The 17,620-nt window shown below is 63.9% G+C and carries 17 protein-coding genes; 10 read left to right on the top strand and 7 right to left on the bottom strand.

Going from position 1 to position 17,620, the window contains the following annotated elements:
* The first annotated feature begins 73 nt into the window (after positions 1 to 73).
* From scpA to bioB, 8 genes are all read left to right on the top strand, one after another.
* A complete protein-coding gene (scpA, locus tag ATF69_RS10785; RefSeq protein WP_056062678.1) occupies positions 74 to 2,242 on the top strand; it encodes a methylmalonyl-CoA mutase in 2,169 nt (722 codons plus the stop codon).
* A complete protein-coding gene (meaB, locus tag ATF69_RS10780; RefSeq protein ID WP_146870931.1) occupies positions 2,239 to 3,267 on the top strand; it encodes a methylmalonyl Co-A mutase-associated GTPase MeaB in 1,029 nt (342 codons plus the stop codon). Before scpA ends, meaB begins: the two co-directional genes overlap by 4 nt.
* Positions 3,268 to 3,302: 35 nt before the next feature.
* Positions 3,303 to 4,835, top strand: coding sequence for an acyl-CoA carboxylase subunit beta (locus ATF69_RS10775; RefSeq protein WP_056062687.1), 1,533 nt, complete (start codon positions 3,303 to 3,305; stop codon positions 4,833 to 4,835).
* 21 nt (positions 4,836 to 4,856) lie between these two features.
* The gene (locus ATF69_RS10770; RefSeq protein ID WP_146870930.1) at positions 4,857 to 6,905 is read left to right on the top strand and encodes an acetyl-CoA carboxylase biotin carboxylase subunit; all 2,049 of its coding nucleotides are present in this window, start codon (positions 4,857 to 4,859) and stop codon (positions 6,903 to 6,905) included.
* A 110-nt stretch (positions 6,906 to 7,015) separates the two neighbouring features.
* Entirely contained in the window at positions 7,016 to 7,486 is a 471-nt protein-coding gene (locus ATF69_RS10765) for a VOC family protein (protein ID WP_056744910.1), read from the top strand.
* Between the two features lie 21 nt (positions 7,487 to 7,507).
* A complete protein-coding gene (locus tag ATF69_RS10760) occupies positions 7,508 to 7,885 on the top strand; it encodes a hypothetical protein (protein WP_146870929.1) in 378 nt (125 codons plus the stop codon).
* A gap of 90 nt (positions 7,886 to 7,975) precedes the next feature.
* The gene (locus ATF69_RS10755; protein ID WP_146870928.1) at positions 7,976 to 8,365 is read left to right on the top strand and encodes a phosphopantetheine adenylyltransferase; all 390 of its coding nucleotides are present in this window, start codon (positions 7,976 to 7,978) and stop codon (positions 8,363 to 8,365) included.
* 354 nt (positions 8,366 to 8,719) lie between these two features.
* The gene (gene bioB / locus ATF69_RS10750) at positions 8,720 to 9,763 is read left to right on the top strand and encodes a biotin synthase BioB (RefSeq protein WP_146870927.1); all 1,044 of its coding nucleotides are present in this window, start codon (positions 8,720 to 8,722) and stop codon (positions 9,761 to 9,763) included.
* 27 nt (positions 9,764 to 9,790) lie between these two features.
* Here the strand turns inward: bioB and ATF69_RS10745 are convergent, their stop codons facing one another.
* The 7 genes from ATF69_RS10745 to ATF69_RS10715 form a co-directional block, all read right to left on the bottom strand.
* A complete protein-coding gene (locus ATF69_RS10745; protein ID WP_146870926.1) occupies positions 9,791 to 10,981 on the bottom strand; it encodes a response regulator in 1,191 nt (396 codons plus the stop codon).
* Complete coding sequence (locus ATF69_RS10740; RefSeq protein WP_146870925.1) at positions 10,974 to 14,060, bottom strand: hybrid sensor histidine kinase/response regulator; 3,087 nt, start codon at positions 14,058 to 14,060, stop codon at positions 10,974 to 10,976. Before ATF69_RS10740 ends, ATF69_RS10745 begins: the two co-directional genes overlap by 8 nt.
* Positions 14,061 to 14,087: 27 nt before the next feature.
* Positions 14,088 to 14,624, bottom strand: coding sequence for a putative pterin-binding protein (locus tag ATF69_RS10735; RefSeq protein WP_146870924.1), 537 nt, complete (start codon positions 14,622 to 14,624; stop codon positions 14,088 to 14,090).
* Positions 14,625 to 14,763: 139 nt separating this feature from the next.
* The gene (locus ATF69_RS10730) at positions 14,764 to 15,129 is read right to left on the bottom strand and encodes a carboxymuconolactone decarboxylase family protein (RefSeq protein ID WP_015014125.1); all 366 of its coding nucleotides are present in this window, start codon (positions 15,127 to 15,129) and stop codon (positions 14,764 to 14,766) included.
* 65 nt (positions 15,130 to 15,194) lie between these two features.
* The gene (locus ATF69_RS10725) at positions 15,195 to 15,386 is read right to left on the bottom strand and encodes a YgaP family membrane protein (protein WP_146870923.1); all 192 of its coding nucleotides are present in this window, start codon (positions 15,384 to 15,386) and stop codon (positions 15,195 to 15,197) included.
* A gap of 85 nt (positions 15,387 to 15,471) precedes the next feature.
* Positions 15,472 to 15,852 carry a rhodanese-like domain-containing protein gene (locus tag ATF69_RS10720; protein ID WP_146870922.1) on the bottom strand — a complete coding sequence of 127 codons (381 nt, stop codon included), beginning with the start codon at positions 15,850 to 15,852 and terminating at the stop codon, positions 15,472 to 15,474.
* A gap of 46 nt (positions 15,853 to 15,898) precedes the next feature.
* The gene (locus ATF69_RS10715; protein WP_146870921.1) at positions 15,899 to 16,759 is read right to left on the bottom strand and encodes an MBL fold metallo-hydrolase; all 861 of its coding nucleotides are present in this window, start codon (positions 16,757 to 16,759) and stop codon (positions 15,899 to 15,901) included.
* A gap of 100 nt (positions 16,760 to 16,859) precedes the next feature.
* Here ATF69_RS10715 and ATF69_RS10710 point away from each other — a divergent pair, with 100 nt between their 5' ends.
* Positions 16,860 to 17,195, top strand: a complete 336-nt coding sequence (locus ATF69_RS10710; protein ID WP_060984746.1) for an ArsR/SmtB family transcription factor — start codon at positions 16,860 to 16,862, stop codon at positions 17,193 to 17,195.
* Positions 17,189 to 17,620 carry a YeeE/YedE family protein gene (locus ATF69_RS10705; RefSeq protein WP_146870920.1) on the top strand — a complete coding sequence of 144 codons (432 nt, stop codon included), beginning with the start codon at positions 17,189 to 17,191 and terminating at the stop codon, positions 17,618 to 17,620. Before ATF69_RS10710 ends, ATF69_RS10705 begins: the two co-directional genes overlap by 7 nt.

The raw sequence follows: 17,620 nt of genomic DNA, 5'->3' as shown, positions 1-17,620 counted from the left end.
CACTGCACCTGTGCGGTCACCGCCTGTGCGCTGTGTTGGACGCCCCAACGCCATCTTCGGAGTAGCTTTTGCCATGAGTGACAACCCCACCAACAACGCCCCAGAGTTCGCCGCGTCTTCGCTGGAAGCCTGGGCCAAGGCCGCAGCCAAGTCGGCGCCGGGGGGCGATGTCAGCGCCCTCAACTGGGTCACGCCCGATGGCATCACCGTCAAGCCGCTGTACACCGCCGAAGACACGGCCAGCCTGCCGTACGCCAACACGCTGCCGGGTTTTGAACCCTACCTGCGCGGCCCCCAGGCCACCATGTATGCGGTGCGGCCCTGGACGATCCGCCAGTACGCGGGCTTTTCCACTGCTGAAGAATCCAACGCCTTCTACCGCAAGGCGCTGGCCGCTGGCGGGCAGGGCGTGAGTGTGGCGTTCGACCTGGCCACCCACCGGGGTTACGACAGCGACCACCCTCGTGTGACGGGCGACGTGGGCAAGGCCGGGGTGGCGATCGACTCGGTCGAGGACATGAAGATCCTGTTCGACCAGATCCCGCTGGACAAGGTCAGCGTATCGATGACCATGAACGGCGCCGTGTTGCCCGTGCTGGCGGGCTATGTGGTGGCGGCAGAAGAGCAGGGCGTCTCGCAAGACAAGCTCTCCGGAACCATTCAGAACGACATTCTGAAAGAGTTCATGGTGCGCAACACCTACATCTACCCGCCCAAGCCGTCGATGAAGATCATTGGCGACATCATCGAGTACACGGCCAAGAACATGCCGAAGTTCAACTCGATCTCGATCAGCGGCTACCACATGCAAGAAGCCGGGGCCAACCAGGCACTGGAGCTGGCCTTCACCCTGGCCGACGGCAAGGAGTATGTGAAGACTGCCATCGCCAAGGGCATGGACGTGGACGAGTTCGCCGGGCGCCTGTCGTTCTTCTGGGCGATTGGCATGAACTTCTATCTCGAAGTCGCCAAGATGCGCGCCGCGCGCCTGCTGTGGTGCCGCATCATGAAGGCCACGGGGGCCAAGAACCCCAAGAGCCTCATGCTGCGCACGCACTGCCAGACCTCGGGCTGGAGCCTCACCGAGCAGGACCCCTACAACAACGTGGTGCGCACCACCATCGAGGCCATGGCGGCCGTGTTTGGCGGCACCCAAAGCCTGCACACCAACAGCTTTGACGAAGCCATTGCGCTGCCCACCGAGTTCAGCGCCCGCATTGCGCGCAACACGCAGCTCATCATCCAGGAAGAGACCCACATCACCAACGTGATCGACCCCTGGGCTGGCAGCTACATGATGGAAAAGCTGACCCAGGACATGGCCGACGCGGCCTGGAAGATCATCGAAGAGGTCGAGGCCATGGGTGGCATGACCCAGGCCGTGGACAGCGGCTGGGCCAAGCTCAAGATCGAAGCTGCTGCCGCCGAGAAGCAGGCGCGCATCGACAGTGGCAAGGACGTGATCGTGGGCGTCAACAAGTACAAGCTGGCGAAGGAAGACCCGGTCGACATCCTGCAGATCGACAACATGAAGGTGCGCGACGGCCAGATCGCTCGCCTGCAAAAGATCCGTGCAACGCGCGATGCCGCCAAGGTGCAGGCAGCGCTGGATGCGCTGACCGCCGCCGCAGAGAGTGGCGAGGGCAACCTGCTCGATTTGTCCATCCAGGCAGTGCGCCTGCGTGCCACTGTGGGCGAGATCAGCGATGCGCTGGAGAAGGTTTTTGGGCGCCACCGCGCCGATACGCAAAAGGTGACCGGTGTGTACGCAGCAGCCTATGACTCGGCCGAAGGCTGGGACAAACTCAAGACCGAAATCAACGCCTTTGCCGAAGAACAAGGCCGCCGCCCCCGCGTGATGATCGCCAAACTGGGCCAGGACGGCCACGACCGTGGCGCCAAGGTGGTGGCCACCGCCTTTGCCGACCTGGGCTTTGACGTGGACATGGGCCCGCTCTTCCAGACCCCCGAGGAATGCGCCCGCCAGGCCATCGAAAACGACGTGCACGCCGTGGGCGTGAGCACGCTGGCTGCGGGCCACAAAACACTGGTGCCCGCCATCATCCAGTCGCTCAAGGACCAGGGTGCGGACGACATCATCGTGTTTGTGGGCGGGGTGATCCCAGCACAGGACTATGACTTCCTGTATGAGTCGGGTGTCAAGGGCGTGTACGGCCCCGGCACACCCATTCCCGCCAGCGCCAAGGATGTGTTGGAGCAGATTCGCAAGGCGGTGGCGTGACACCTGCGGCGCTTCTTGATGGGGTGGTGCAGGGCACGGCGGCGGTGCAACGCAGGGCCATGTCCAAAGCCATCACGCTGCTCGAATCGACGCGGGTGGACCACCGCGCCCAGGCCGACGAGCTGCTGACCCAGCTGCTCCCGCACACCGGCAAGGCCTTCCGCCTGGGTATCAGCGGCGTGCCCGGCGTGGGCAAATCCACCTTCATCGAAGCCTTGGGCCTGTACCTCATCGGCCAAGGCCACCGCGTGGCCGTGCTCACCATCGACCCGTCCAGCACCGTATCGGGCGGTTCCATCCTGGGCGACAAGACGCGCATGGAACATCTCTCCGTGCACGAAAAGGCCTACATCCGCCCCAGCCCCTCCAGCGGCACGCTGGGCGGCGTGGCCGAGAAGACCCGCGAAGCCATGCTGGTCTGCGAGGCCGCAGGCTACGACGTGGTGATCGTCGAAACCGTGGGCGTGGGCCAGAGCGAGATCGCGGTGGCAGGCATGACGGACATGTTTGTGCTGATGCAGCTGCCCAACGCGGGCGACGACCTGCAGGCCATCAAGAAGGGCGTGATGGAGATTGCCGATCTGGTGGTCATCAACAAGGCCGACATCGACAAGAACGCCGCCACGCGTGCCGAGGCGCAGATCACGTCGAGCCTACGCCTACTGAGCCAGCACGGCAACCCCGAGAACGCGCACCACGACGAAACGCTGTGGCACCCCAAAGTCGTGCAGATCAGCGCGCTGCTGGGGCAGGGCGTGGACTGCTTCTGGGCCGCCGTGACGCAGTTCCGCCAGCTGCAAACCGCCAATGGCCGTATCGGCACACGGCGCGAAAAGCAGGCGCTGGCCTGGATGTGGGAGCGTATCGACGCGGGCCTCAAGCTCGCGTTTCGCCAGCACCCGCAGGTGCGCGAGCTGCTGCCCCAGATGCAGGCCGATGTGGCCGCGGGGCGCATTGCGGCATCCACTGCAGCACGAAATCTGCTCCAAGCGCAATCAAATCATGCGCTGGCAGCTATCAAATAAATAGTAGACACCAACCCATTCACCAAAGGACGACCATGCAAGACATCCTGGATCAACTGGAGAAAAAGCGTGCGCTGGCACGCCTGGGCGGCGGGCAAAAGCGCATTGATGCGCAGCACGCCAAGGGCAAGCTCACCGCGCGCGAGCGCATCGAGCTGCTGCTGGACGACGGCACGTTCGAGGAATGGGACATGTTCGTCGAGCACCGCTGCACCGACTTTGGCATGGAGGACAACAAGATCCCCGGCGACGGTGTGGTGACGGGCTACGGCATGATCAACGGCCGCCTCGTGTTCGTGTTCAGCCAGGACTTCACGGTGTTTGGTGGTGCGCTGTCTGAAACCCATGCCGAGAAGATCTGCAAGGTGATGGACCAGGCCATGAAGGTTGGTGCGCCGGTTATCGGCCTGAACGACTCGGGCGGTGCGCGCATCCAGGAAGGCGTCGCGTCCCTGGGCGGTTATGCCGACGTGTTCCAGAAGAACGTGCTGGCCAGCGGCGTGATTCCGCAGATCAGCATGATCATGGGCCCCAGCGCCGGTGGCGCCGTGTACTCGCCCGCCATGACGGACTTCATCTTCATGGTCAAGGATTCGAGCTACATGTTCGTGACCGGCCCCGAAGTGGTCAAGACCGTGACGCACGAAGAAGTCACGGCCGAAGAGCTGGGCGGCGCCGTGACGCACACCACCAAGAGTGGTGTGGCCGACATGGCGTTTGAGAATGACGTGGAGGCGCTGATGATGCTGCGCCGCCTGTACAACTACCTGCCGCTCAACAACCGCGAGAAGGCCCCGGTGCGCCCCAGCAACGACCCGGCCGACCGCATGGATCTGAGCCTGGACACCCTGGTGCCCGAGAACCCCAACAAGCCCTACGACATGAAGGAGCTGATCCTCAAGACGGTGGACGATGGGGACTTTTTCGAGCTGCAGCCCGAGTACGCCAAGAACATCCTCATCGGTTTTGCCCGCATGGAAGGCCAGACCGTGGGCATCGTGGCCAATCAGCCGCTGGTGCTGGCCGGTTGCCTGGACATTAAGTCGAGCATCAAGGCCGCGCGCTTTGTGCGCTTTTGCGATGCGTTCAACATCCCGGTCGTCACCTTTGTGGACGTGCCCGGCTTCATGCCCGGCACCAGCCAGGAGTACGGCGGCATCATCAAGCACGGTGCCAAGCTGCTCTACGCGTACGCCGAGTGCACGGTGCCCAAGATCACCGTCATCACCCGCAAGGCCTACGGCGGTGCGTACGACGTGATGAGCTCCAAGCACCTGCGCGGCGACGTGAACCTGGCCTGGCCCAACGCCGAGATTGCGGTGATGGGTGCCAAGGGCGCGGTGGAGATCATCTTCCGCGAGGACAAGAACGACCCGGTGAAGCTGGCCGCGCGTGAGGCGGAATACAAGCAGCGTTTTGCCAACCCGTTTGTGGCCGGTGCACGCGGCTTTATCGACGATGTGATCCTGCCGCACGAGACACGCAAGCGCATCTGCCGCTCATTGGTGATGCTGCGCGACAAAAAGCTCGAAAACCCGTGGCGCAAGCACGGCAACATCCCACTGTGAGCGGACAAGGAGCATAAGAACATGTTTACGAAAATCCTGATCGCCAACCGTGGCGAAATCGCCTGCCGCGTCATCGCTACTGCCCGCAAGATGGGCATCAAGACTGTCGCCGTCTACTCCGACGCCGACAAGGAAGCCCGCCACGTCAAGCTGGCCGACGAGGCCGTGCACATTGGCGCGGCGCCCAGCCGCGAGTCCTACCTGCTGGCCGACAAGATCATTGCGGCCTGCAAGCAGACCGGCGCGCAAGCGGTGCACCCCGGCTATGGCTTCCTGTCCGAGAACGAAGCCTTTGCCAAGCGCTGCGAAGACGAGGGCATTGCCTTCATCGGCCCCAAGGCGCATTCGATTGCGGCCATGGGCGACAAGATCGCGTCCAAGAAGCTGGCCAACGAGGCCAAGGTCAACACCATCCCTGGCTACAACGACGCCATCGCGGGCCCTGAGCAGGCGGTGGAGATCGCCAAGGGCATTGGCTACCCCGTGATGATCAAGGCCTCGGCCGGCGGCGGCGGCAAGGGCCTGCGCGTGGCGTTTAACGACAAGGAAGCGTTTGAAGGCTTTGCCAGTTGCCAGAACGAAGCCCGCAACAGCTTTGGCGACGACCGCATCTTCATCGAGAAGTTTGTGCAGGAGCCGCGCCACATCGAGATCCAGGTGCTGGGCGACAGCCATGGCAACGTGATCTACCTGAACGAGCGCGAGTGCTCCATCCAGCGCCGCCACCAGAAGGTGATTGAAGAGGCGCCATCGCCTTTCATCAGCGACGCCACCCGCAAGGCCATGGGCGAGCAGGCGGTGCAACTGGCCAAGGCCGTCAAGTACCAAAGCGCGGGCACGGTGGAGTTCGTGGTCGGCAAGGACCAGGACTTCTACTTCCTGGAGATGAACACCCGCCTGCAGGTGGAGCACCCGGTGACGGAGTGCATCACCGGCCTGGACCTGGTGGAGCTGATGATCCGCGTGGCCGCGGGCGAGAAGCTGCCCCTGACGCAAGCCGATGTGAAGCGCGACGGCTGGGCCATTGAGTGCCGCATCAACGCCGAAGACCCGTTCCGCAATTTCCTGCCGTCCACCGGCCGCCTGGTGCGCTTTCAGCCGCCGGAGGAGTCGATGTTCCAGTCCGATACGACCAAAAAATGGGGCGTGCGGGTGGACACGGGCGTGTACGAGGGCGGCGAGATCCCCATGTACTACGACTCGATGATCGCCAAGCTCATCGTGCACGGCACGGACCGCAACGATGCGATTGCCAAGATGCGCGCGGCGCTGAACGGCTTTGTGATTCGCGGTATCAGCAGCAACATCCCGTTCCAGGCCGCGCTGCTGGCGCACCCCAAGTTCGTGACGGGCGACTTCAACACCGGCTTCATCGCTGAGAACTACGGCAAGGGCTTCCACGCCGAAGATGTGCCGCACAGCGACCCGCTGTTCCTGGTGGCGCTGGCCGCGTTCATGAACCGCCGCTACCGTGCACGCGCCTCCGGCATCAGCGGCCAACTGGCCGGCCACGAGGTGAAGGTGGGCGAGCAGTTTGTGGTGGTCACGCTGGGCGCCGAAGGGCAGAACCAGCACCACGAGGTGACGGTATCCGACTTTGAAGACAAATCGGGCTCCAGCGCAATCAGCGTGGGCGGTAATAGCTATCAGATCAGTAGCACCGCCACGCTGGGCCAGATCCGCGTGCAAGGCGCATGCAACGGCCAGGGCTTCACGGCCCAGGTGGAACGCGGCGTGGGCAAGAACCCGCTGGCGCTGCGCCTTGCGCACAACGGCACGCAGATCGATGCGCTGGTGCTGTCGCCGCTGGGTGCCAAGCTGCACAAGCTGATGCCCTTCAAGGCGCCGCCAGATCTGTCCAAGTTCCTGCTCTCGCCCATGCCCGGCCTGCTGGTCGATGTGGCGGTGCAGCCCGGCCAGAAGGTGCAGGCCGGTGAAAAGCTGGCGGTGATCGAAGCCATGAAGATGGAGAACATCCTCTTTGCCGCCCAAGATGGTGTGGTGGGCAAGATCACGGCGGGCAAGGGTGAGTCGCTGGCGGTGGACCAGGTGATCCTGGAATTCCAATGATCCCAAGGGTCCCACAACCCATCCAGAGGGGCCTTGCGCCCCTTTTTTAGTCTTTTTGGCCGCTAGCGCTAGAAGAATATGCGCTGGTAGCTATCAAATCAGGAGTAATCATGAGCACAACCCCACGCCCCTTCAAGGTCCTGGGCATCCAGCAGGTGGCCATTGGCGGCACCGACAAGCAGCGGATGAAGACGCTGTGGGTGGACATGCTGGGCCTCGAACAGACCGGCACTTTCCAGAGCGAGCGCGAAAACGTCGATGAAGACATCCTGGCCATGGGCAAAGGCGCCTTCAAGGTGGAGGTGGACATCATGCAGCCGCTGGACATCGACAAGAAGCCCGCCGTGCACACCACGCCGCTCAACCACATCGGCCTGTGGATCGATGACTTGCCCAAGGCGGTTGAATGGCTCACGGCCAAAGGCGTGCGCTTTGCGCCCGGCGGCATCCGCAAGGGGGCGGCGGGCTACGACATCACGTTTTTGCACCCCAAGAGCAATGACGAGTTTCCGATTGCCGGTGAGGGCGTGCTGATCGAGCTGGTGCAAGCCCCGGCGGATGTGATTGCGGCGCTGGGCTGAACGGCGCGATCACCAACTCCCGTGCATTCCGTGTTTTCTCTGCAGCGTGCGCTTCGGGTCGGCACCAGGGTGTGTGGCGCGCTCGTGGTGGCGCTGGCAGGGCAAGGGGCCGGAGCCGCAGGTGGCACCGGCGCCTATCCGCTCGATTGGGGCAGGGCGGGGGAAACCTTGCAGTACCGGTCTTGCGGCTGCGCAGACCGCTGCTGGGTGGCGGAAGTGAAACACCAGCGGTCTCGCAAGACGCTGGCCACGCTGCGTTGCGACTGCGAACGCCTGTTCGCCCGGGTCGGCACCAGCGGCCCGGAGGTAGAGCGCAGCCCCACATGCTCTGCAATGGATGATGGGGGCAACAAACCCCGCGCCATCCGCGAGGCGCTGGAGCAGATGCTGGGGCGCTGAACCGCGCGGCGTCCATGACCGGGCACGTCATGGTCGCCAGCCCCGACGGGGGCTACAACAGCGGCACCTTGTCTTTGGTGTCGCCTGCCCATGCAAAAAATTGCTTCTCTGGCCCTGCTGCTCGCAGGTGCCATCCATCTGATTCCATTGCTCGGCGTGCTCGGCGCAGCGCCACTGGCCAGCCTCTACGGCACAACCCCTTCTGATCCGAACACCCTCATCCTGTTGCGCCACCGTGCCGTGCTGTTTGGCATTGTGGGTGGCATCTGCCTGGGGGCGGCGTTCAAGCCTGCCTACCAGTGGCTGGGGCTGACTGTGGGCGTGGTCAGTGTTCTCTCGTTCCTGCTGCTGGCGTGGTCCACCGGCGGCTTCAACACACATTTGCAGCGCGTTGTGGTGGCTGACGGGCTGGCGTTGGTGTGCCTGGTTGCGGGCGCGGTGGCCAGAGCGCGGTCCGAGCGGGCCGCAGCCCGCATCTAACTTGGTCTAACTTCGGGCCGCGCAAGCGGGCCCCTGCTGCAAGATGAAAGCCAAAGCCGCCCGTTGGAAGCATGTTGTGCGGGCGGTTTTTGTCGCTGCTTTAACGTGCGCTCTACAGCGGCCAACGGCCGCTTTTTTCTGCGTTTTTGTCCGGAAAGATCGGGGCAGTTGTGGGCCTAGAAACAGTGGCACCTTTTGTGACCATGTTGAAGGTAATTGCACCAAAATCTCCTTCAAAATCATGGTGATAGCGACGCAGGGCGGCTCTTTGGAGCACCGTGATGTGGCGCTTTGTGTGATCACTGATGCAATCTCTGGTGCTTGCAGCAGCAGGCTCTCGAAAGGAATCCACCCATGGCCAATGCAACCCTCTCCGCCCCCCAGCCCATCCAGATTCATCGCCCCGTCCCTGCGCCGGCCGTGCAGGGTGAGTGGTCGGTCGAGGCCATCCAGTCGCTGCTCGATAAGCCCTTGATGGACCTGCTGTTTGAAGCGCAAACCGTGCACCGCCAGCACTGGCCCGCAGGCGACATCGAACTGGCCACGCTGCTGTCAGTGAAAACTGGCGGCTGCCCTGAAAACTGTGGCTACTGCCCGCAGGCGGCCGAGTTCGACACGGGCGTGAAAGCCGAAAAACTCATGGAAGTGGAGGAGGTGGTGCGTGCCGCCCAGGCCGCCAAGGACGCTGGCGCCACACGCTTTTGCATGGGTGCGGCCTGGCGTGCGCCCAAGGACCGCGACATTGAAAAAGTTAGCGCGCTGATTGGTGCGGTGAAGGGCCTGGGCTTGCAGACCTGCGCCACGCTGGGGATGCTCGAATCGCACCAAGCGCAGGCGCTCAAAGACGCAGGGCTGGACTACTACAACCACAACCTGGACACCGCGCCCGAGTACTACACCGACGTGGTGAGCACCCGCGCTTACCAGGACCGGCTGGACACGCTGCAGAACGTGCGCAACGCGGGCATCAGCGTGTGCTGCGGTGGCATTGTGGGCATGGGCGAGGCGCCGGTGCACCGTGCGGGCCTGATTGCGCAGCTGGCCAACCTGCAGCCGTACCCTGAGTCGGTGCCCATCAACAGCCTAGTGCGCGTACCCGGCACACCGCTGGCCGACAGCGAACCCATCGGCCCATTTGACTTCGTGCGCGTGATTGCCGTGGCCCGCATCACCATGCCCAAGGCGCGCGTGCGCCTGTCGGCCGGGCGGCAGCAACTGGGCGATGCCGTGCAGGCTCTGTGCTTCATGGCCGGGGCCAATTCCATCTTTTACGGCGACAAGCTGCTGGTGACGGGCAACCCCGATGTGGATGCCGATGTGCAACTGCTGGCCAAGCTGGGGCTGAATGGGCACCGCACAACGACCACCACCCTGGACGGGCACAGCCACAGCGCTTGAGGCCCCCCCCGCGCAGGGCACAGCCACTCAGAGCGGCTCTTCGCGCGAAGTCAGTTCGATGCGTTCCATGGGCAGATCGGCGGCCAGGCGGTCCACCTCGGCCAGCCGCGCAGGTTCGGCGTCGGCAAACTGTTGGGCGATGCGCCGGAACTCCTCGGACAAGGTCAGGAAGGCATCGACCATGTCGGGGTCGAAGTGGCTGCCCCGGCCGTCGCGGATGATCTCTACCGCCTGCTCGTGGGAGTAGGCGGGCTTGTAGACGCGTTCGGAGATCAGTGCGTCATACACATCGGCCACTGCCATCAGCCGCGCAGACAGCGGGATGGTGTTGCCCAGCAGGCCCTCGGGGTAGCCTGAGCCGTCCCATTTCTCCTGGTGGCTGTAGGCGATCTCCTTGGCATACCGGAAAAACGGGTTGTCCAGCGTGGTGCCCGTCTCGGCCGCGATGATGGCGTCGCGCCCCAGGGTGGTGTGCGTCTTCATGATCTCGAACTCTTCCGGCGTGAGCTTGCCGGGCTTGAGCAGGATGCGGTCGGGGATGCCCACCTTGCCAATGTCGTGCAGCGGGGCGGACTTGAAGATGGTCTCGATGGCGTCGTCGGTCAGCTCTTCCTTGAAGCGCGGGTGGTTCTGCAGGTGGCGGGCCAGCGTCTCCATGTAGTGCTGTGTGCGCCGGATGTGGTTGCCCGTTTCGTTGTCGCGCGTTTCGGCCAGCGAGGCCATGGCGCGAATGGTGGCGTCCTGCAGCTCGGCCATGGCGCGCGTGCGGTTGGCCACCTCTTGCTCCAGAAAATGGTTGTGCTGAGCCAGAAAGTCGCGCGCGCGCTTGAGCTGCAGGTGGTTGCGCACCCGTGCCATCACGATGGCGGGGTTGATGGGCTTGGTGATGTAGTCCACCGCGCCCAGCTCCAGGCCAATGCTCTCGTCCTCGGCCGCGCTCATGGCGGTGAGGAAGATCACGGGAATGTCTTCGGTGTCGGGATTGAACTGCAGGCGGCGCAGCACCTCGTAACCGTCCATGTCCGGCATCATGATGTCCAGCAGGATCAGGTCGGGCTTGCTGTCGCCCGCCACGATCTGCAGCGCACGCTCGCCACTGGGCGCGAGCTTGACCTTGTAGTCGGTGCGCAGGAGGTCGCTCATCAGCGAGAGGTTGTCTGGCGTGTCGTCTACGACCAGCACCGTGCATTTGCCGCTGGGTGCGAATGGGCTATTCATGAACCGGGTCCTCCTTGTAATCATGGTGTGCGATGGGGGCCTGCCGCAGTATGGCCAGTGCCTCCACAAAGTCGTAGCTATCCAGCGACCGCTTCATCTGGCCATACGCGGGCCCGAGCAGGGCTTGCAGCGCGGGCGCGGAGTCCTTGAAGATTTCGATGGCGTCGGAATCGTCGTCGGACAGCAAGGCGTCGAGCTGCGCCACCAGCGCACGCGCAGCGGATGCGTCGATCTGCAGGGCCGAACCAGTGTCCGCGTCCGCAACTTCCTCTGCGGGCAGGGCTTGTTGCAGCGCCATGACCAGCGCCCGGCATGCTGCTTCCACGGGCTGCAACAGTGGCTCCATCAGTTCGGGTGATGCCTTCTGCGCGATGGCTTCTTCTACCCGTTGCGCCAGGGCGGCGAGGGCAGTGGCGCCGATGGTGCCGGCTGTGCCTTTGAGTGTGTGCATGGCGCGCTGGGCTTCGTCGTGCTGCCCGGCGGCCAGGGCCGTGCGCGTGGCCTGTACGGCATGTGCTTGCCCCGCCACAAACTTGCGCAGCAGGCCTTCGTAGGCGGGGCGTTTGTCCAGCACGCGCCGCAGGCCGGCGGTCACGTCGAGCCCTGGGATGTGCCGCAATGCGTCATCGGCAGAAGGCGCGGGGGCAGGGTGGGGTCGTGCTTGCGTGTTATCGGCGTCACCCGCTGGCTGCCCTTGAAGTTCGCTGTTTAAGCGGTCTGTTTCATTCGCGCCGGTACCCCGTGGGGCAATCCATTGCAGCAGGGCAGCAAACAGTTCGTCCGGGTCGATGGGTTTGGCCAAGTGGCCGTTCATGCCCGCCTCCAGGCACAGGTCGCGGTCGCGGCTCATGGCGTTGGCTGTCATGGCCAGCACGGGCAACTGGGCCCAGGCGGGGTTCTGGCGCAAGTGCCGGGTGGCGGTCAGGCCGTCCATCACGGGCATTTGCATGTCCATCAGCACCAGGTCGTAGAAGCCTTGGGCGAGCATGTCCAGCGCCACCTGCCCGTTCTGGGCCACATCCACGACCAGGCCCGCGCCGCTCAGCAGCTCGGCACCCACTTGCTGGTTCAGGTCGTTGTCGTCCACCAGCAGCACCCGTGCTCCAGCAATGGCAGAAAGGTGGGCAGCGCGCCGAGGTGCCTGTGCGGCACGCCCGTCGGACGACCGGGCCTGCCCACCCAGCGCCTGCATGGCGGTATCAAACAGTTGCGAGGGGCTGACGGGCTTGGACAGCATGAGCGACAGCCCGGCGCGTTCCAGCTCGCTTTGCACGTCGTCGCGGCCTGCAGCGGTCACGATGACCGTGTGGGGTGGCTGCTGCAGCTGGGCGAGTGCGCGGTGGGTGTCAAACCCGTCCATGCCGGGCATCTTCCAGTCCACGAACGCGATCTCGCAAGGGCGGCCGGCCTGTTCCGCAACGCGGGCCTGGGCCACCGCCTCCTCACCGGAAGAGGCCGTGGTGACCGTAAAGCTCATGCGGGCCAGCATCTCGCCCAGGATGTGCCGGGCCTGCTCGCTGTCGTCCACCACCAGCACATGCCGCCCGCGCAGGTCGGGCGTGGGCAGCAGGGGCGCATGGCTTGGGTTGCCCAGCCCCAGACGGGCGGTAAACCAGAACGTGCTGCCCGCCCCCGGCTGGCTTTGCACGCCCACTTCGCCCCCCATCAGCCCGGCCAGCTTCTTGGAGATGGCCAACCCCAAGCCGGTGCCGCCGTATTTGCGCGTGGTGGAGGTGTCGGCCTGCTCGAACGACCGGAACAGCCGCGACTGCTGTTCGGGCGTCAGGCCGATGCCGGTGTCCTGCACCTCAAAGCGCAGCAGCACCCCTGTGTCATCGCGCGACGTTTCGGTGACGCGCACGATGATTTCTCCCGTGTCGGTGAACTTGACCGCGTTGTTGGCGTAGTTCACCAGGATCTGCCCCAGGCGCAGCGGATCGCCGCGCAGGTCATCGGGCAGGGCAGGGTCCACATCGAACAGCAGTTCCAGGCCCTTGTGGGCGCATTTGTCGCTGACCAGGTTGGCCACGTTGTCCAGCACGCCGCGCAGGTCAAAGTCCACCACTTCCACTTCGAGCTTGCCTGCTTCGATCTTGCTGAAGTCCAGGATGTCGTTGATCAGACCCAGCAAGTGCTGGCCGGAGCGCTGGATCTTTTCGACGTAGTCGCGCTGGCGCGGCGTGAGGTCTGTGCCCAGGGCCAGGTGGCTCATGCCGATCACTGCGTTCATCGGGGTGCGGATCTCGTGGCTCATGTTGGCCAGGAAGTCCGACTTCATCTGGGAGGCGTCCTCCGCGCGGGCGCGGGCGATCTCCAGCTCGTCCTCGTGTTCGCGCAGGGCCGCGTTGACCTTTTGCAGCTCCACCGTGCGCTCCGCCACACGCGCCTCCAGCACCTCCTCGTTGCGTTTGAGGGCATCGACCAGCTCGTTCTGCGCCGCCATGGCCTGGGCCGTGGCCTTTTCGCGCTGCAAGAACTGCCGTGCCATGGCAAAGGCCAGCAAAAACGTGAGCAGCGCCTGAAACGCGGTGAGCCCGGTGGTCAGCAAGGTCTGGTGCTTGACCTCGGCGTTGCGGGAGTCGCCCAGCAGGGCCGACACGCGCGAAGCGCTGAGCGACAGCTCTTGCACCGTCTCGCGCAGCCCATCCAGCTCAATGCGCAGGCGCCGCATGTTGGTCTGGCTGGAGGTGGCGTCCACACTGGCGCCAAAGTAGCTGTCGCCTGCTGCCACAAACCGCTGCAGGGCGGCCAGCGCAGTGCTGTAGATGGGCTCGTCCTGCATCAGCGTGCGCGAGGTACCGCTTTCCAGCGCGCTGAACCGGCTCAGGAACAGGTCGTAGCGCAGCTCCAGCTTGTCCGTGGTGATGCTGGTGGGGTCCAGCTCGAACTGGTGCAGCGCGTGGTCGAGCTTTTCATACTCCACATTGAGCTGCAAGAACGACCACAGCGCATTCACATCACCGCGCCGCATCACGGCTTCAACGCTGCGGTACTGGCTGTATTGCACAGCCGCAATGGCCACATAGGCCAACACCAGCCCCGCAATGATGAGCCTCAGAATGTGTTGGCTGCGCAGCATACGGGTGGGCCGGGGCGGGGAGGGCGACTACCGGATGTGCAGTGCGTTGAGCTGCCAGGCCGCCCGGTTGTAGTACAGCTCGCTGCGCAACTCGGCCTTGGTATCGAACGGGTACACGATGAACAGCGGGCCTTTTTCGCGGATGGGCATGGGCCTGTTGTTCATCAGGCGCGCCACGATCACGTCGTGCTTGGTGGCGTCGTCTGCCGGGATCTCGGTCTTGTAGTCATTGAGTGCCACTGCCGTGATCTTGGTGCCCTTGGCGCCCACCGCAGCCAGCACATCGCGGAGCAAGGGGCCTGTGAAAGTGACGGCGCTGGGGTACCAGGGGGTCTGGGTGGAGAAGCTGTGCTGCGGCAGCTTCTCCAGCATCTTCATGTCGAACTGCGCCTGCGGGCCCCGGTTAGTCTGCGTGATGGCGCCGTCGATGGTGAGGACGACAGGGCCGGTGGGCGGCTCCAGTGCCTGCGCGTTGCTCGCGGCCAGCAATGCCGCGCCGATGACCCATGCGGCCCATGCCTTGGACAACACCCGTTCCAACCCATGACGACGATGAGATTGCATGGACACCCCCTCCTGTTTTGGTAACAGTCTCGCGGATAGATGCCCAAAATGTAAACCGATTTATCACCATCGGTTTGACGGATGGCCTGCCGGGGTGTCGAGCGTGCGACGGCAGCGGACGGGTGGCGGGGCTGCGGCGTCAGGCTGCGGCGGGGGCGCTGGCGGCGGCCATGGTGTCCCAGGCCTTCAGGGCCTCGGCCGTGTACATGAGTGCCGGGCCGCCGCCCATGTAAACGCACACGGCCAACATTTCTTCCAGCTCTGCGCGGGTTGCACCGAGCTTTTGCAGTGCCTTGACATGAAAACCGATGCACCCGGAGCAGCGCTGGGTGACTCCGATGGCCAGGGCAATCAGCTCCTTGTGCTTGCTGGTCAACGCCCCTTCCGCCATAGAGGCCTGCGCAAGCTGCGCAAAGCCCCGCATGGCGTCAGGCTGTGCCTTGCGGAAGGTGGCCAGGCTTTCGTTGATGCCCTGGATCAGGCTCGTGTGGTCGAACGTACTCATGGAATGGTTCCTTGCTGGGGCCTTGAGGGCACCGGCCTCTGCGTGTGCCGGCGCCTGCCGGCGGTTTACTTCTTCATGGGACAGGTGTTGATGCCAAGCAGCGTGTAAGCCGGGCAGAAGCGGAACAGGCCGGTGGCCAGTGGCACCGCGCCCAGCCATCCCCACCAGCCCACCGTGCCGGTGGCGGCCAGTGCAATCAAGACCAGGCCTGCCAAGACGCGCAGCACGCGGTCCACGGTTCCTACGTTGATGTTCATGATGATTTCCTTGCTCTGAGGTTGCGGCCCGGGATGGGCCCTGCTTGCACAAGCGCAGCGAACGCGAAATGCGCTCGCTGCACGGTCAGTCGAATGAGGGAGATGCAGGCGCCGCGACAGGCTTGCCTGCAGCCACCCAGGCGTCAAAGCCGCCGGCAATGGACTGCACCTGCAGATAGCCCATGTCCTGCATGGCGCGCGTGGCCAGTGCGGCACGGCCGCTGGTCTTGCAGTACAGCACCACCTTGAGGTCGCGTGCGCTGAGTTCGGGTGTGCTGCTGAGGCGGAACTCCAGCACCCCGCGAGAGGCGTGAATCGCGCCAGGGATGTGTCCTGCTTGGTATTCGTCGGCCTCTCGCACATCGATCAGCACGTCGGCGGTGCGGATGGCTTCGTCTGCCTGGTCCAGTGGGACCTCTTGCACCAGGGCCTTGGCGGCGGTGACGAGATCGTGGGCTGTTTTCATGTCGGCGTTCCTGCGGTGGGTAGGGTGGTGCGGATGCGGCAGCGTGTCACAGCGCGTTGACGGGAATCTTGAGATAGGTCACTCCATTGGCTTCTGGCGGCGGCATTTCACCCGCACGGATGTTGACCTGCACCGAGGGCAGGATGAGCACGGGCATCTCCAGCGTCGCGTCGCGCTGGGTGCGCAGCGCCACAAAGGCTTCCTCGCTCACCCCGTCGTGCACATGGATGTTCTTGGCCCGTTGGTCGGCAACGGTGGTTTGCCACGCCACGGCGCGCCCTGCAGGTGGGTAGTCGTGGCACATGAACAGGCGGGTTTCATCCGGCAGGCTGAGCAACTTGCGCACCGATTGGTACAGCGTGTGGGCATTGCCGCCAGGGAAGTCGCAGCGTGCTGTGCCCACGTCGGGCATGAACAGGGTGTCGCCCACAAACACTGCATCACCGACCTGGTACGCCATACATGCGGGGGTATGGCCGGGCACTGCCACCGCTTGGGCCTCCAGCTGGCCGATGTGGAACACCTCGTTGTTGTGCAGAAGCTGGTCGAACTGGCTGCCATCCGGGCGGAACTCGGGCTCCAAATGAAAGACCTTCTTGAACACGTCCTGCACCTGCGTGATGGACGCGCCAATGGCGATTTTTCCGCCCAGCTTGTCGCGAAGGTAATGTGCTGCCGACAGATGGTCTGCATGGGCATGGGTTTCCAGAATCCATTGCACCGTCAACCCCTGACTTTGCACAAACGCCACGATCTTGTCAGCAGACCGCGTGCGGGTGCGGCCCGACTTCGGGTCGTAGTCCAGCACCGAATCCACCACCGCGCAGTGGCCGCCGGGCTCATCGAACACCACATAGCTCACCGTCCAGGTGGCGTCATCAAAGAAGGCTTCTATCTGGGGCTTCATCGAAGGGCTCCGTGTTTAATTTCGATATTGATAGTTTATTGACAGATAGATTGTTAGTCAATAGAATATCAACATCGAATTTGAAAAGGAGCGCGCCACCATGCACGCAGAAGCACAAATGGACCTGGAAGCCTTGCGCAGGTCCGCCGACAGCGCTTGCCGCTTGATGAAGGTTCTGTCCAACCCCGACCGCCTGCTGCTGCTGTGCCAGCTGACGCAGGGTGAAAAGCGGGTGGGCGAGCTGGAGGAACTGGTGGGCATCTCCCAGCCCACCTTGTCGCAGCAGTTGGGCGTTTTGCGCGAGGAGGGCCTTGTCAACACCCGCCGCGAAGGCAAAAACATCTATTACGAGATCGCCAGCCCCCAGGCCCTGGCGGTGATGAACGTTCTGTTTGAACAATTTTGTGGCCCCGCCCAGGAGAGCAAACCATGCTGATCGATTGGACCCATTTCACCCCTTGGGCCGCCCTTGCCGGTGGCGTTTTGCTGGGCCTTGCCTCGGCGCTTTTTGTGCTCCTCAACGGGCGCATCCTGGGCATCAGCGGCATTGTGGGTGGGCTGTTGCGTCCCCGCGCGGGTGACATGGGCTGGCGCCTGGCTTTTGTGCTGGGCATGTTGGTGGCGCCTGGCCTTTACTGGCTGGTGCTTGGCCCCACGCAGCCGCGCATTGATGCGAACTGGGGCATGGTGGTGATCGCTGGCCTGTTGGTGGGTGTCGGCACCCGTTACGGATCGGGCTGCACCAGCGGCCACGGCGTGTGCGGACTCTCGCGCATGTCGCCCCGGTCTCTGGTAGCCACCTTGGCCTTCATGGGTGCCGGGTTCGTCACCGTCTTCCTCATCCGGCACGCGCTGGCCTGA

Origin of the sequence: Acidovorax delafieldii, from assembly GCF_007993815.1 — a bacterium.
GTDB classification, from domain to species: Bacteria; Pseudomonadota; Gammaproteobacteria; order Burkholderiales; family Burkholderiaceae_C; genus Acidovorax; species Acidovorax delafieldii.
Note: the sequence above shows the minus strand (reverse complement) of the source record. Positions and strands in the feature narration are given on the sequence as shown.